We start from the raw sequence: 14,157 nt of genomic DNA on the forward strand, positions 1-14,157 counted from the left end.
TAACTAGATATTGGAAAAGATAATGATTAGGAAAAGGGGCGATTGAGAATTGAAAAAGCAAGTATTTGCTTCCGTTACAGCTTTGGCTATTGCACTTTCCGCCGTATCGGTTCCGTTCATCCCGTACAGCACGCCGGCAGTTGCTTTTGCAGCGGAAAAGCCAAATTATCAAACCCGCGCTGAAATTCCAGACCAGTACAAGTGGAAGCTGGATCATATTTACCCGACTGTTCAGGATTGGGAAAAGGACGTAGCCAAGGTGGAGGCTTTGGCGAATGCGTTTACCAAGCACCAGGGCAAGCTGGGGACATCTGCGGCGGCCATGCTCGCTGCTTTTGATGATTACGTGGACATGATGCGACTGAACGACAAGGCGTATGTGTACGCCAACATGTCGCTGGACGTAAACTCGGCCAACTCTGAACTGCAAAAGCTGGCAGACCGTGCCGAGAAAATGTACACGCTTGTCTCGGAAAAGACAGCATGGCTCCAGCCGGAAATTGTTGCCATCCCGGATGAGAAAATGAAAAGCTTGCTCGCCGACAAGTCACTGGCGCCTTACAAGCTGTTTATTGAAGACATGCTGAGAACCAAGCCGCATTCGCTTTCTACAGAGATGGAGGAGCTGCTGGCCAAATCCTCTCCGCTGGGCAATGCGCCAACCAACATTTACAGCATGCTGTCCAAAGATGTGAAGTTCCCGAAAATCAAGGATGAACAAGGCAAGGAAGTCCAACTGACGCGCGCCAACTTCGTCTCGTATCTGGAAAGCAAGGACCAGCGCGTGAGAAGAGATGCTTTCAAGGCATACTACAGTGCCCTGATTGATTTTCAGGATTCGTTCGCACAGACACTGGCGGCAAAGGTGAAAAGCGACAATTTCTACGCGCAGGCACGCAACTACAAATCTGCGCTGGAAGCAAGCCTGACGCCGAACAACATTCCAACCAAGGTGTACGATGAGCTGATTGACACGGTTAATGAAAATTTGCCGCTTTTGCATCGCTACATTTCCCTGAAGAAAAAAATGCTCGGCGTGAAGGAACTGCACATGTACGACATCTATGTGCCAATCGTTCCGTCCGACGACAAATACATTTCCTTCGAGGAAGGGAAAAAGATCGTCACCGAAGGGCTGAAAGTAATGGGCGACGATTACGTGAAGGTGCTGGAGGAAGGACTGAATGGCGGCTGGGTAGACGTCTATTCGACCGACGACAAACGCACGGGCGCGTACCAGTGGGGAGCCTATGACACGCATCCGTATGTGCTTTTGAACCATCAGGGCACACTCGATGATGTGTACACCATCGCCCACGAGATGGGACACGCCATGCAGTCGTACTACACGAACAAGAACCAGCCGTACATTTCGTCCAACTATCCGACCTTTACGGCAGAAGTGGCTTCCACGATGAATGAGACGCTATTGTTCAAGAGCATGTACGCCCAGGCGAAGACGAAGGAAGAAAAAATGTATCTCCTGAACCACTACCTGGAGAACTTCCGCTCGACCTTGTTCCGCCAAACACAATTTGCCGAGTTCGAAAAAGCGATTCACGAAAAGGAGCAGGCAGGAGAATCGCTCAACGCCGAGGCGATCAAAAAAATCTACCTCGACCTCAACAAAAAATACTACGGCAAAGACATGGTTTCCGACGAGGAAATCGCCATGGAGTGGGCGCGCGTTTCCCATTTCTTCAACTATAAATACTACGTGTACCAATACTCCACGAGCTTTGCAGCGTCCCAGGCGCTGGCCAAGCAGATTATGGATGAAGGACAGCCGGCTGTTGACCGCATCCGTAAAAACTTCCTCGAAGCGGGCAGCTCGGCTCCGCCAATCGAGGTGCTGAAGGCAGCGGGCGTAGACATGTCTACATCCAAGCCGATTGAGCAGGCTATGGAGATTTTTGAAGAGACATTGAATGAACTGGAAAGACTGGTGAACGAAAAGTAAAGCGTTTATCGTCTGCATACCAAAGCAAAGACTCCCTGTTTTCAAGCGGCAGGGAGTCTCTTTTTTGCCAACAAAGACTTTGCGTTACACCATGATGAGAGAACCAGCCTGATTGATGGGACGGTAAAAAAAGAAAAAGTTTCGCATAATCATTGTAATAAACGAATCAAGAGGGATGGCCCACTCACGCTTTCTCCAAACAACCACTAATAAGCAATCCCCACCCGTACACGCAAATAATCCGAACGGCCAAGCTGCCTGTACGTAAACTCCGCCGTATCGGGAACAGAAATTTGCATGCCATCTACAGGCAGGTAATCAGCCTCCACCCGGTACTTGCCTGTGTAGCTGCCGTCAGGCAAGTAGGTCGGGCACACAATCGTCCAGTCCAGCCCGGATTGCTCTAACAGCAAGTACGCCTTGTGGTGCTCCTCGGCAGCCCTGGTCAGCTTTTGCCGCGATTCGCTGGACTGGTAGCGGAGCAAATCAGGGGAGATTCTGCTTTGCAAAATTCCCGCTGTGCCTACGGTGACAATTCGCAGGACGCCCTCCTGTTTCATGGCGCGCAGGATGAGCGGCATGCTTTCCGACAGCGTTGTCGTGCCGTCTGTGCCAAGGGCGCTGATAACGGCGTCGACACCCTGCATCGCCAGTTTGACGTCCTGTTCATTCAAGACGTTTCCCGTAAGCACGCACACATTTTCCGGCAGAGGCTGGGGGAGCTTGTCGGCAGAACGCACCAAAACTGTAACTTCATGACCGTCTTCCAGCGCGTAGCGTAAAATATGGCTGCCGACGCGTCCGGTGGCGCCCAATAGCAAAAGCTTCATGATGTATTCACCTCATAGCGGGATCGTGTCCATGTTTTTTTGTAAGTCTAGCATTTCTTTTTTTGTCCCACCACCATCCGCTATCGTGGAAGTGGAAAGGGGGGACATCCGCCAGCGTCGCAAGCTTCCTGACAGGGCCTAAAGTTGCCACAAGGAGACAATTGTATTCTTAAAACCAAATCTATATACTTAAAAGGATGTTAGGATGATGACAAGGGAGTGTATATAGATGGGTGCATCTTGCGGGATTGTTGGGCTTCCCAACGTAGGAAAATCGACACTGTTCAATGCCATTACACAAGCGGGCGCCGAGTCGGCGAACTACCCGTTCTGTACGATTGACCCGAACGTGGGGATCGTAGAAGTTCCGGACCCGCGTCTGACAAAGCTGACAGAGATCGTGGTTCCGAACAAGGTCGTTCCGACGGCATTTGAGTTCGTGGACATTGCCGGCCTGGTAAAAGGCGCGAGCAAAGGCGAGGGGCTTGGCAACCAGTTCCTCGGCCACATCCGTGAAGTAGATGCAATCGCTCACGTGGTTCGCTGCTTCGAGGATGAAAACATTACGCACGTGGCAGGCCGTGTCGATCCATTGAGCGATATTGAGACGATCAATCTGGAGCTGATTTTTGCCGATCTGGACTCTGTCGAGCGACGTATCGACCGTATCGCACGCAAGGTGAAGTCCGGCGACAAGGAGTCCAAGCAGGAGCTGGACGTGCTGGAAAAACTGAAAGCTGCATTCGAAGAAGGCCAGCCCGCACGCAGCGTGGAACTGGACGACGACGAGCGCAAATTGATTCGCGACCTGCACCTTTTGACGATCAAGCCGATGCTGTACGTTTGCAACGTGGCAGAGGACGGAATCAACGACGCAGACAACAATCCTCACGTGCAGGCTGTTCGCGAGCATGCGGCAAAAGAAGGGGCAGAGGTCGTCGTCATCAGCGCCAAGGTAGAGGCTGAAATTGCTGAGCTGGAAGGCGAAGACAAAGAAATGTTCCTGCAGGAGCTCGGTTTGGCAGAGTCCGGGCTGGACCGCCTGATCCGCGCTGCTTACAAGCTGCTCGGTCTGGTTACCTACTTTACGGCAGGGGTACAGGAAGTGCGCGCGTGGACCATCCGCAAGGGCACGAAGGCTCCAGCTGCAGCAGGCGTGATTCATACCGATTTCGAGCGCGGCTTCATTCGTGCAGAGGTTATTGCTTACGACGATCTTGTAGAGGCCGGTTCTGTAGCGGCTGCCAGAGAGCGCGGAAAGTACCGTCTGGAAGGGAAAGAGTACGTTGTGGCTGACGGAGATGTCATGCATTTCCGCTTCAATGTTTAGTACGAAGTAGTTGCTTCACGATAGGCGTTTTGCTATAATACGATAATGCGAGTATTTATGGAGTGCATGTTGATGCGTTTCGTTTTGGCACTCGCTCCTTGCCCGCACAGGGCCGCAAAGTCCATAAGGAGGTGAAAAGGTATGCGTCAATACGAAGTTATGTATGTATTGCGTCCAGACCTTGAAGAAGAGAAAGTAAAATCCAATGTAGCTCGTTACAGCGAAGTTGTGACTAACTACGGTGGCGAAATCTCCAAGCTTCAAGAAATGGGTAAACGTCGTCTTGCGTACGAGATCAATAAGTTCCGTGAAGGTTACTACGTTCTGATGAACTTCAAAGCGAACGCTGATGCAGTTGCGGAAGCTGAGCGTCTGATGAAAATCAACGACGACATTATCCGCTTCATGTTCGTTCGCGATGAGAAGTAATCGTTGTCGCGGTCAGAGGGGGAACCAAGATGAATAAAGTTATTCTCATCGGCAACCTGACGAAAGATCCTGAACTTCGCTACACGCCAAATGGCGTTGCCGTTGCTACTTTTACCGTGGCTGTCAATCGTCCCCGGACCAATCAGGCCGGTGAGAGAGAAGCTGATTTCATTAATATTGTCGCTTGGCAAAAACTTGCCGATCTTTGTGCAACCTACTTGCGCAAAGGTAGACAAGCTGCCATTGAAGGACGCATTCAAACGCGCTCTTACGATAATAAAGAAGGAAAACGTGTTTATGTAACGGAGGTTGTTGCGGAGAACGTTCAATTTTTGGGCGGTCGAAGCAATGATGGTGGCGGAGATAATGCAGGATTCGATCCAGGATTTGGTGGCGGAAACAAGCCATCCGGTCAGAGAAACAACGACTTCGATCCGTTTGGTGATCCCTTCGCGAGTGCAGGCAAGCCCATCAACATTTCTGATGATGACTTGCCATTCTAAGAATCGGTAAACTTTCACATTCCTAAGAAGGAGGGACTATCATGGCACGCAAAGGACGTCCTAACAAGCGTCGTAAAGTATGCTTCTTTAAAGTAAACAAAATCAAGCACATCGACTATAAAGATGTAGACTTGCTCAGAAAATTCATCAGCGAGCGCGGCAAAATTTTGCCACGTCGTGTAACTGGTACTTCTGCGAAGTATCAACGTGCTCTGACTGTCGCGATCAAACGCGCTCGTCAAGTAGCACTGCTGCCTTACACGGCTGAATAATTTACACAGACGATAAAAAGGGGGACACAATTGCGTGGCCCTCTTTTTTCCATATTTTTCGCTACTCATAAATGAGGTGCTGACATGCCTTCCAAAACGAAGCAATTGGCTGAAAATGCCCTGATGCTGGGTATTGCACTGGTACTGTTGTTCCTGAGTACATATACCGTACTGGGAGCACTGGTCAGTTTCCTTTTACCGTTGCCGTTTATTTTCCTGGCTGTAAGCCGCAACGTGTCCAGTATGGTGTGGATCACGGCCGTGTACACGTTTCTCGGCTGGATCATTGCGGGACCCGTCGCTGCTACGATTGCACTGAGCGGAGCGGTTTGGGGCTCTGTTATGGGAATTGTCTATGCGAAAAGCGGGAAGGCACTTCCGGCAATTGTAGCCGGGGCGGGTGTTGTGTTCCTCAGCACCGTTTTCACGCTTGCCTTCATGGCATTTGGAATGAACCTGAATTTCCAGACCATACTGGAAGAGGCGGCTCGCATGCGCCCTTCCTTTATGACAAAAGAGCAATTTGACCAGATGGTCTCTCTCATCAAGATGGTGTTGCCTGCAAGCATAGTGATGTTCAGCTTTCTCTCCAGCGCAATTACACATGGACTGGCCAGTCTGTTCGGAAAACGGATCAAAAAGCCGGTTCCGGCATTGAAGCCAATCCGGGAGTGGAGTTTCCCAAGATCGTTGCTGTACTACTATTTCCTTGCCATGATTAGCGTTCTGCTGTTTGGCGCAAGCATGCAGGGAACGTTCTGGGAAACGGCGATCATGAACGTAAAAGTCATGCTGGACGGGATTTTTACGCTGCAAGGCTTGAGCTTCTGCCTGTTTGCAGCGTACCTGTACGGGTGGAAGAGATTGACGCCAGTGCTTGTGGTCTGTCTATTTATTTTTCCGATCTTAAGCACTATACTTAGTCTGGTAGGGATATTTGACTTAGGGATTCGTTTGCGTGAAAAACTGGAAACAAGAGTGAAGAGGGGCTGAGGAGATGCCCAAATTCCTGTTAAAGCGTTGGTACGGGATGCACATGGTCCTGGCACTCAGCTTTAGCTTGTTGTTGTTGGGGATTTTGACCCTGCACCATTGGATGTACGGGGCGATCGGCATGATCTGCTTGATTGGCCTGATTTTATACGCCCTTCAGGCAGAAAAAGGATTTCAGCGGGACTTGCGCCTGTATTTGGCGACAGTCACCCACCGTGTGAAAAAAGCCGGAGAAGGCGTGATTCAGGAGCTGCCGATCGGGATTCTCTTATACAACGAGGAAAAGGCAATCGAGTGGGTCAACCCGTTCATGACACAGATGTCCGGGGACGAGTCGATGATCGGGAAGAGCCTTCAAGAGGTATTCCCCCAACTCGTGTGGAAGCCGGAACAAAAACGGCTGGAATTTACTTACAATGAGCGGGTTTACGAAGTCTTGGTTCGGTCCGATGAGCGTCTTTTGTATTTCAAGGACATTACGGACTTCAAGGAATTGACGACGCGTTACCACCGCGAAAAGGCTGCTCTCGCCATTATTCACCTCGACAACCTGGACGAGGTTGGACAAGTCATGGACGATCAGAGCCGCACGCTTTTGTCGACGAGCGTGGCTGGTGTGATTACAGAGTGGGCCAACAAACATGGCATATACCTTCGCCGAATCACGGCTGACAAATTTTTGGCGCTGATGGAACGGGAAGCACTTGATAAATTGGAAGAAACGCGTTTTGACATTCTCGATGTGGTGCGGGAAATGACCGCTGACAACAAGATTCCGATTACGCTCAGTATCGGGGTGGGGGCGGCAGCAAGCACGTACATCGAGTTGGGGCAAATGGCCCAATCGAGCCTGGACATTGCGCTGGGGCGCGGCGGCGACCAGTGTGCGATCAAGATCGGCAACAAGCTCACCTTCTACGGTGGCAAATCGAATGCGGTTGAAAAACGGACCCGCGTTCGGGCACGGGTAATCGCCCATGCGTTGCGTGATTTGATCCACGAGGCGGAGCATGTGATCGTCATGGGTCACAAGCAGCCGGATATGGACTCCATCGGTGCTTCGCTTGGTGTGTTGAAAGCCGTGCAGCTGCACAACAAGGCAGCCTATATCGTCATGGATGAAGGCAACAACTCTGTCGAACGCTTGATGCGGGAGATTTATGCCAATGAGGAATTGGCTGATGCGTTTGTTACACCGGAGCAGGCGATCAGGCTGGTAACGGGCCGCACGTTGCTGGTGGTTGTCGATACGCATCGTCCTTCGCTGGTCATCGAGCCAAAGCTGCTTGCTGAAACAAGCAGGATCGTCGTCATTGACCACCATCGGCGCTCCGAAGAATTTATCGAACCGGTTCTGTTGTACCTCGAACCGTATGCGTCTTCGACGTCCGAGCTGGTCACAGAGCTTTTGCAATACCAGAGCGAGCGGTTGAATATCGACAATCTGATTGCCACTGCACTGTTGGCAGGGATTGTGGTCGATACGAAAAGCTTTGCGTTTCGCACGGGCTCGCGCACGTTTGAAGCGGCGTCTTTCCTGCGGCGCAACGGGGCCGACACGGCTGCTGTCCAACGTTTGCTGAAGGAAGATTTGTCGCAGTATGTGAAGCGGGCGCGTATCATTATGAATACAGTGACGTACCGAGACAACATGGCGATTGCCATCGGTGATCCTACCGAGAACTACACGCAAGTCCAGGTGGCGCAGGCGGCGGAGCAGCTGCTCACGCTCTCGGGCATCCAGGCATCTTTTGTCATTGCCGAACGGGGAGACGATACAATCCTGATTAGCGCACGTTCTCTGGGCGACATCAATGTGCAGTCGATCATGGAACTCTTGGGAGGTGGCGGACACCTGACAGGAGCCGCTACGCAAATTCAGGGCATTTCCGTGAAGGAAGCGACACGACGTTTGAAAGAAGCGATTGACTCGGTCGTGTAGGCCAATATGAAAAGGGGGAAACGATGATGAAAGTCATTTTTCTTCAAGATGTAAAAGGCCAAGGAAAAAAAGGTGAAATTAAAGACCTGTCTGAAGGCTACGTACGCAACTTCCTGCTGCCGCGCAAGCTGGTGAAGGAAGCTACAGATAGCAACATCAAAACGCTGGATGCGCAAAAGCGCAGCGAAGAGAAGCGCAAGGAGCAGGAGAAGCTGGAAGCACAGGAGCTGGGCAAGAAGCTTGAAGAGCTGACCGTAAAAGTAACAGGAAAAGCTGGCGAGGGTGGACGGCTGTTTGGTGCCATTTCCAGCAAACAGGTAGTGCAAGCTCTGGAGGAGCAGTTTAAAATCAAAGTGGACAAACGCAAGCTGGAAATGGACGCCATCCGCGCACTTGGCGTAACCCAGATCAAAGTCAAGCTGCACAACGAAGTAACGGCAACACTCAAAGTTCACGTGGTGGAAGAATAATGACGCAATCCTGGAGGGTGTGACGTGAGCGACCTGTTTTTGGATCGTGTGCCGCCGCAGAACAAGGAAGCGGAACAATCAGTGCTGGGTGCCGTGTTCTTGTCTAAGGAAGCGTTAATTACGGCCATCGAGATTCTCCGCCCGGAGGATTTTTACAAGACAGCGCATCAGCGCATCTTTCAAACCATGGTGGACCTGTACGAAAAAGGCGAGCCGGTTGATCTGGTTACCGTAACTGCTGAGCTGCAGGATCACAAGCTGCTGGACGAAGTCGGCGGCGTCACGTATTTGACGGAAATCGCCAGTTCGGTACCGACAGCGGCGAATATCGAATACTACGCCAAAATTGTGGAAGAAAAAGCGCTGCTTCGGCGCCTGATTCAAACGGCAACCAAAATTGCGAATGACGGTTACTCCCGCGAGGACGACGTAACGGAGATCATTGCAGATGCCGAGAAGTACATCATGGAGATCGGGCAAAACCGCAACAGCGGCGGGTTTACGCCAATCCGTGATGTACTTCTGGAAACGTATGAACGGATCGAGTTTTTGAGTCAACGCCGGGGAGACATTACCGGCATTCCTTCGGGATATACCGATTTGGACAAAATGACTGCCGGATTTCAGCGCAGTGACCTCATCATTCTGGCAGCCCGTCCTTCTGTCGGGAAGACGGCTTTTGCCTTGAATGTTGCGCAAAACGTCGCTGCACGAGCTGGAGAGACGGTCGCCATCTTTTCTTTGGAGATGGGTGCTTCCCAGCTGGTACAGCGGATGATCTGTGCCGAGGGCAATCTGGATGCTTCGCGGATGCGTTCCGGGATGCTGGAGGAAGACGACTGGCAGAAGCTGACGATGGCGATTGGGACGCTGGCGAAAGCGCCAATTTTCATTGACGATACACCGGGCGTGACCGTTCAGGACATTCGTGCGAAATGCCGCAGATTGCAGGCTGAACGCGGTCTGGGTCTGATTCTCATCGACTATTTGCAGCTCATTCACGGCCGGGGCAAGGGAGACAACCGTCAACAGGAAGTATCCGAGATTTCCCGGACGCTCAAAGGGATTGCCCGTGAGCTGAACGTTCCTGTCATCGCTTTGTCCCAGTTGAGCCGTGGTGTAGAACAGCGGCAGGACAAGCGTCCGATGATGTCCGACATCCGCGAGTCCGGTGCGATCGAGCAGGACGCCGATATTGTTGCGTTTTTGTATCGGGATGACTACTACGACAAGGAAACGGAAAACAAAAACGTCATCGAGGTCATCATCGCCAAACAGCGTAACGGCCCGACCGGGACGGTAGAGCTGGCATTCCTCAAAGAATTTAACAAATTCGTAAGCTTGGATCAGCGCTTTCGAAATCAGGCTGGTTAATCGAGCGAATGGACAAAAGGCCGGAGCAATTCCGGCTTTTTTTTCTTGCTTGAATTGCCGAACATATTACCATTCCACAATTTAAATGTTCGTATTTTCCGTTGACATACAAGAAATGGTTTAGTACACTTAGATTGTTTCAGGCCCAAAAGGACATGATGATATCAGGAGGTGTTTTTCGATGTCAACAGTCGTTGTCGTCGGAACCCAGTGGGGCGATGAAGGTAAAGGTAAAATTACAGACTATTTGGCTGAAAGCGCAGAGGTAGTGGCACGTTACCAAGGCGGTAACAATGCAGGCCATACCATTATTTTTGACGGTAACAAATACAAGCTGCACCTGATTCCATCTGGAATTTTCTATAGTGACAAAACCTGCGTAATCGGAAACGGTATGGTAATCGATCCGAAGGCGTTGGTAAAAGAGCTGGAGTACATTCACAGCTTCGGTTTTTCTACAAGCAACCTGAAAATCAGCGACCGCGCACATGTCATTATGCCGTACCACATCAAGCTGGATGGCGTGGAAGAAGACAGCCGCGGAGCTAACAAAATCGGTACGACCCGCAAAGGGATCGGTCCGGCGTACATGGACAAGGCAGCACGCATCGGTATCCGCATCGCCGATCTGTTGGATCGCGACGAGTTTGCCCGCAAGCTGGAACGCAATCTGGCAGAGAAAAACATGCTGCTGGAGAAGCTGTACAACACGACTGGTTTTGAGCTGCAAGAAATCCTGGATGAGTACCTCGCTCTGGCTGAAATCATTCGTCCATACGTAACCGACACATCTGTTGTACTTAACGATGCGATTGACAACGGAAACCGTGTTCTTTTTGAAGGGGCTCAAGGCGTACTGCTCGACATCGACCAAGGCACGTATCCATATGTCACCTCCTCCAATCCGATTGCGGGTGGCGTGACTATCGGTTCCGGCGTGGGACCAACCAAAATCAAACAAGTAATCGGTGTAGCGAAGGCGTACACCACTCGCGTAGGTGACGGTCCGTTTTTGACTGAACTGACTGACGCTACTGGCGACCGCATCCGCGAGGTTGGTCTGGAGTACGGAACGACAACCGGCCGTGCCCGCCGTGTGGGCTGGTTTGACAGCGTGGTAGTTCGTCACGCCCGTCGTGTGAGCGGTGTTACTGGCCTGGCTATCACCAAGCTGGATACACTCACTGGCATTGAGACACTGCGCATTTGCACAGCGTACAAATACAATGGCCAGATCATTGAATCGTTCCCGGCAAACCTCAACCTGCTGGCAAAATGCGAGCCGGTATACGAAGAGCTGCCAGGCTGGACCGAGGACATCACAGGTGTTCGCAATCTGAACGACCTGCCAGAAAACGCTCGTCACTACATCGAGCGCATCACCCAACTGACAGGGATCCCGTTGTCGATTTTCTCCGTAGGACCAGATCGCGAGCAAACGATCGTTGTACGTGGCATCTACGGATAAGACTGGTTCCAACGTCATAGCAAAAAAGACGGCCTGACCATTTTCATGGGCGGGTCACATGAAAAAAGCTGTCGATCATTCGGCAGCTTTTCCTTTTTTTTTGCGGACAGACAAGAAACGGCATCCTCTGGGCATAAGGTTAGACATAAGGAAAAAGGGAGAGGTGATCGTGATGATGGGGTTTGACCAAAAAGCCAAGAAGCTGCTGGGGAAAAACGTACAGGTGAAGATGATTAACGGCGTTGTTATCAAGGGGACAATGACTCATTTCAACAACGGTTACCTTTGCTTCATCACCACATACAAACAGCAAAACGACGCAAAGAAAACGACGATTCGCAGACTCGCCTTAAAAGACGTAACATCGATGCAAGAGGTGTAAGCCTGGATGCCCGCGACGAAATAAGCCATCTTTTCCTCCAAAAAGGGAAAGATGGCTGTTTATTGTGTTTTCGTTTTCAAATCTGGCCGCCATGCGAGCGGATGATGGCGGTCGCTTCGTCTCCCCGTTCTTCGGCAACGACCGCAGTCAGCAGCACGGTCCGGGTCAGATTGTCGTCACCGCGGTCGGACATCCCGCTGGCATCCGGATTCGCCGCTGCCAGAACGCGTGCATCCGGTCCGCTTGGAAAATCGCCAGCCAGTGTCAGCACCCCTAACCCCGGAAAATCGCCGGAAACCGGATTGGTGATCTGTTCGATGCCGTCCCCTGGAAATTGACCGACTTTGTCGATTTGAATGGTGGTAAAGCCAGCTTGGCGAAGTGCCTTTTCAGCTTGCCTGGCCTCATCCTCCGTATGGAATCCAGCCAAAATGTTGCGCTCTCTCACGTAATCAGCCTCCCATTTATGAAAGAAAACACCAATTGTATGACCATATGGTGACGCTTTGTCATATTTTTTATTCGACAGCAATTTACACTTGATGCCGTCGTGAAACTTATGGTAAAGTCGACATAGTTGGTTTCTTTAGGCATTTTGGCAGATAATTGGAAACTAAATTTTGGGATATATGACCTGGTCGGTATATTAAAAATTTTCGGAAAATAGAACGAGATAGCTGTATCTGTTTTCAGGAGGGACAAGTTATGCAATGGTCTGAGTGGAAGGCCAAGCTGCAGGAACGGTCCGAACGCATCGTTCGGGATTGCAGCGATCTGGCGAAACGCGCAATGAAACGTACAAGCTCGTACATCCAGGGACATAAAAAGCAAACGATTTCCATCGCAGCGGGATTGCTGGTGACGATCGCTGCCGGAGCCTCGGCGCAATATTACTACACAAGCAATGTCATTTCGGTCTATCACGTTATCGTAAACGGACAGGAAATCGGTGTCGTGAACGATCCAAAGGTCATTCACGATTGGACAGCAGCCAAGCTGGAAGAGGAAAAAGCCAAAAAAGGGCTGAATCTGACGCTGGCCGATTACATTACCTTCAAGGAAGAGCGCCAGTTCAAGGCTCCTTTTGACAATGAGGCCGCAGTCAAAGCGCTGTCTTCCATGGCAGACATCAAGGTTCAGGCAGTGAAGCTGGTCATCGACGGCAAAGTGGTTGGCTACTTGCCCGATCAGCAATCGGCTGAGGAAGTGCTCGCAGATGTGAAGCAAAAATATTCCGGTGTACCTGCTGGCAAGAAAGCAGCAGTCGCAGCGGCTTCCATGGCGGACGTGAAAGCAAACCCGGTAAAAGAAGTGACATTCAAAGAAAAAGTAGAGTTGCAGACGGACTCAGTAGCTGCAGCTCAAATTTTGCCTGCCGAAAAAGTGGAAGAGCTATTGATTAAGGGCACGTTCAAGGAATTGAAGCACACGGTAGTTGAGGGCGATTGCATCGGCTGCATTGCCAAAAAGTACGGAATTACCTCAAAAGATATTTACGCCAACAACCCTGGCATTACAGAAAATACGCTTTTGCAGCTTGGTCAGGAAATCAACGTCACGGCGATTCGTCCTTTGGTTACGGTACGGGTAAAAGAAGACGTGTCGCAGCAGGAAGTCATTGCGTTCCCTACGCAGATCAACAACAATGACAAGCTTCCCAAAGGGGAGACAAAGGTTATTCAGGAAGGCAAAAACGGTACGAAGCTCGTTCATTACGAGGTCGTAAAAGAAAATGGACAAGTTGTCGAACGCAAGGTTATCAAACAAGATGTCATTACACAGCCTGTCGCAAAAATCATGGAGCGCGGGACAAAGGTTATTCCTTCGCGCGGGACAGGCCGTTTGAGCTGGCCTGCCAGCGGATACATCAGCAGCGGATTCGGCTCTCGCTGGGGCCGATTGCATAAAGGAATCGATATTGCCGGAACAGGTTCTGTCATGGCGGCAGACAACGGCCGCGTCAAATTCGCGGGTTGGGACGGCGACTACGGAAAAGCGATCATCATCGACCACGGAAACGGAATGGAAACGCTGTACGGTCACTTGAGCGTCATCAACGTGAAGGTTGGCGATGTAGTTGAACAAGGGAAGAAAATTGGCGTAAAAGGTTCGACCGGAGACTCTACCGGTATCCATCTCCATTTTGAGGTTCATCAAAATGGACGAGTTCAGAACCCAATGCGTTTCTTGAAATAGATATGTAA

Annotated in this window: 14 protein-coding genes; 12 read left to right on the top strand and 2 right to left on the bottom strand. The window is 50.9% G+C overall.

Annotation, left to right across the window (positions count from 1 at the left end; genetic code table 11):
- The first annotated feature begins 49 nt into the window (after window positions 1-49).
- Window positions 50-1,960, top strand: a complete 1,911-nt coding sequence (pepF, locus tag EDM57_RS00090; protein ID WP_122902747.1) for an oligoendopeptidase F — start codon at window positions 50-52, stop codon at window positions 1,958-1,960.
- Window positions 1,961-2,166: 206 nt separating this feature from the next.
- Here pepF and EDM57_RS00095 read toward each other — a convergent pair whose 3' ends face one another.
- Window positions 2,167-2,790 (bottom strand): NAD(P)-dependent oxidoreductase, encoded by a 624-nt coding sequence (locus tag EDM57_RS00095; protein WP_122902748.1) that lies wholly within the window; start codon window positions 2,788-2,790, stop codon window positions 2,167-2,169.
- A 229-nt stretch (window positions 2,791-3,019) separates the two neighbouring features.
- Here EDM57_RS00095 and ychF point away from each other — a divergent pair, with 229 nt between their 5' ends.
- From ychF to EDM57_RS23980, 10 genes are all read left to right on the top strand, one after another.
- Window positions 3,020-4,120 carry a redox-regulated ATPase YchF gene (gene ychF, locus EDM57_RS00100; protein ID WP_122902749.1) on the top strand — a complete coding sequence of 367 codons (1,101 nt, stop codon included), beginning with the start codon at window positions 3,020-3,022 and terminating at the stop codon, window positions 4,118-4,120.
- A 141-nt stretch (window positions 4,121-4,261) separates the two neighbouring features.
- Window positions 4,262-4,549 carry a 30S ribosomal protein S6 gene (rpsF, locus tag EDM57_RS00105; protein WP_122902750.1) on the top strand — a complete coding sequence of 96 codons (288 nt, stop codon included), beginning with the start codon at window positions 4,262-4,264 and terminating at the stop codon, window positions 4,547-4,549.
- A gap of 29 nt (window positions 4,550-4,578) precedes the next feature.
- Window positions 4,579-5,052, top strand: coding sequence for a single-stranded DNA-binding protein (locus EDM57_RS00110; protein WP_122902751.1), 474 nt, complete (start codon window positions 4,579-4,581; stop codon window positions 5,050-5,052).
- Window positions 5,053-5,093: 41 nt separating this feature from the next.
- Window positions 5,094-5,324, top strand: coding sequence for a 30S ribosomal protein S18 (gene rpsR, locus EDM57_RS00115; protein ID WP_122902752.1), 231 nt, complete (start codon window positions 5,094-5,096; stop codon window positions 5,322-5,324).
- Between the two features lie 84 nt (window positions 5,325-5,408).
- Window positions 5,409-6,317: a DUF2232 domain-containing protein gene (locus tag EDM57_RS00120; protein WP_122902753.1), complete on the top strand. Its 909-nt coding sequence runs from the start codon at window positions 5,409-5,411 to the stop codon at window positions 6,315-6,317.
- Window positions 6,318-6,321: 4 nt separating this feature from the next.
- Window positions 6,322-8,259: a DHH family phosphoesterase gene (locus tag EDM57_RS00125; protein ID WP_122902754.1), complete on the top strand. Its 1,938-nt coding sequence runs from the start codon at window positions 6,322-6,324 to the stop codon at window positions 8,257-8,259.
- A gap of 26 nt (window positions 8,260-8,285) precedes the next feature.
- Complete coding sequence (gene rplI / locus EDM57_RS00130) at window positions 8,286-8,729, top strand: 50S ribosomal protein L9 (RefSeq protein WP_122902755.1); 444 nt, start codon at window positions 8,286-8,288, stop codon at window positions 8,727-8,729.
- A 24-nt stretch (window positions 8,730-8,753) separates the two neighbouring features.
- Window positions 8,754-10,103, top strand: a complete 1,350-nt coding sequence (gene dnaB, locus EDM57_RS00135) for a replicative DNA helicase (protein ID WP_122902756.1) — start codon at window positions 8,754-8,756, stop codon at window positions 10,101-10,103.
- 181 nt (window positions 10,104-10,284) lie between these two features.
- The gene (locus tag EDM57_RS00140; protein WP_122902757.1) at window positions 10,285-11,571 is read left to right on the top strand and encodes an adenylosuccinate synthase; all 1,287 of its coding nucleotides are present in this window, start codon (window positions 10,285-10,287) and stop codon (window positions 11,569-11,571) included.
- A 58-nt stretch (window positions 11,572-11,629) separates the two neighbouring features.
- A complete protein-coding gene (locus tag EDM57_RS23980) occupies window positions 11,630-11,953 on the top strand; it encodes a hypothetical protein (RefSeq protein WP_425455750.1) in 324 nt (107 codons plus the stop codon).
- A 76-nt stretch (window positions 11,954-12,029) separates the two neighbouring features.
- Here the strand turns inward: EDM57_RS23980 and EDM57_RS00150 are convergent, their stop codons facing one another.
- Window positions 12,030-12,401, bottom strand: a complete 372-nt coding sequence (locus EDM57_RS00150) for a hypothetical protein (protein WP_122902758.1) — start codon at window positions 12,399-12,401, stop codon at window positions 12,030-12,032.
- Between the two features lie 257 nt (window positions 12,402-12,658).
- On the opposite strand from EDM57_RS00150, the gene EDM57_RS00155 reads away from it, so the two are divergent.
- Window positions 12,659-14,149 carry a LysM peptidoglycan-binding domain-containing M23 family metallopeptidase gene (locus EDM57_RS00155; RefSeq protein ID WP_122902759.1) on the top strand — a complete coding sequence of 497 codons (1,491 nt, stop codon included), beginning with the start codon at window positions 12,659-12,661 and terminating at the stop codon, window positions 14,147-14,149.
- Window positions 14,150-14,157: the final 8 nt, after the last annotated feature.

The organism is Brevibacillus gelatini, from assembly GCF_003710935.1.
Lineage (GTDB): Bacteria > Bacillota > Bacilli > Brevibacillales > Brevibacillaceae > Brevibacillus > Brevibacillus gelatini.

What these genes read in the sequence shown, in the direction of transcription:
- EDM57_RS00095 (WP_122902748.1), bottom strand. Translation starts at nt 2,790, where the DNA reads ATGAAGCTTTTGCTATTGGGCGCCACCGGACGCGTCGGCAGCCATATT.
- ychF (WP_122902749.1), top strand. Translation starts at nt 3,020, where the DNA reads ATGGGTGCATCTTGCGGGATTGTTGGGCTTCCCAACGTAGGAAAATCG.
- rpsF (WP_122902750.1), top strand. Translation starts at nt 4,262, where the DNA reads ATGCGTCAATACGAAGTTATGTATGTATTGCGTCCAGACCTTGAAGAA.
- EDM57_RS00110 (WP_122902751.1), top strand. Translation starts at nt 4,579, where the DNA reads ATGAATAAAGTTATTCTCATCGGCAACCTGACGAAAGATCCTGAACTT.
- rpsR (WP_122902752.1), top strand. Translation starts at nt 5,094, where the DNA reads ATGGCACGCAAAGGACGTCCTAACAAGCGTCGTAAAGTATGCTTCTTT.
- EDM57_RS00120 (WP_122902753.1), top strand. Translation starts at nt 5,409, where the DNA reads ATGCCTTCCAAAACGAAGCAATTGGCTGAAAATGCCCTGATGCTGGGT.
- EDM57_RS00125 (WP_122902754.1), top strand. Translation starts at nt 6,322, where the DNA reads ATGCCCAAATTCCTGTTAAAGCGTTGGTACGGGATGCACATGGTCCTG.
- rplI (WP_122902755.1), top strand. Translation starts at nt 8,286, where the DNA reads ATGAAAGTCATTTTTCTTCAAGATGTAAAAGGCCAAGGAAAAAAAGGT.
- EDM57_RS00140 (WP_122902757.1), top strand. Translation starts at nt 10,285, where the DNA reads ATGTCAACAGTCGTTGTCGTCGGAACCCAGTGGGGCGATGAAGGTAAA.
- EDM57_RS23980 (WP_425455750.1), top strand. Translation starts at nt 11,630, where the DNA reads ATGAAAAAAGCTGTCGATCATTCGGCAGCTTTTCCTTTTTTTTTGCGG.
- EDM57_RS00155 (WP_122902759.1), top strand. Translation starts at nt 12,659, where the DNA reads ATGCAATGGTCTGAGTGGAAGGCCAAGCTGCAGGAACGGTCCGAACGC.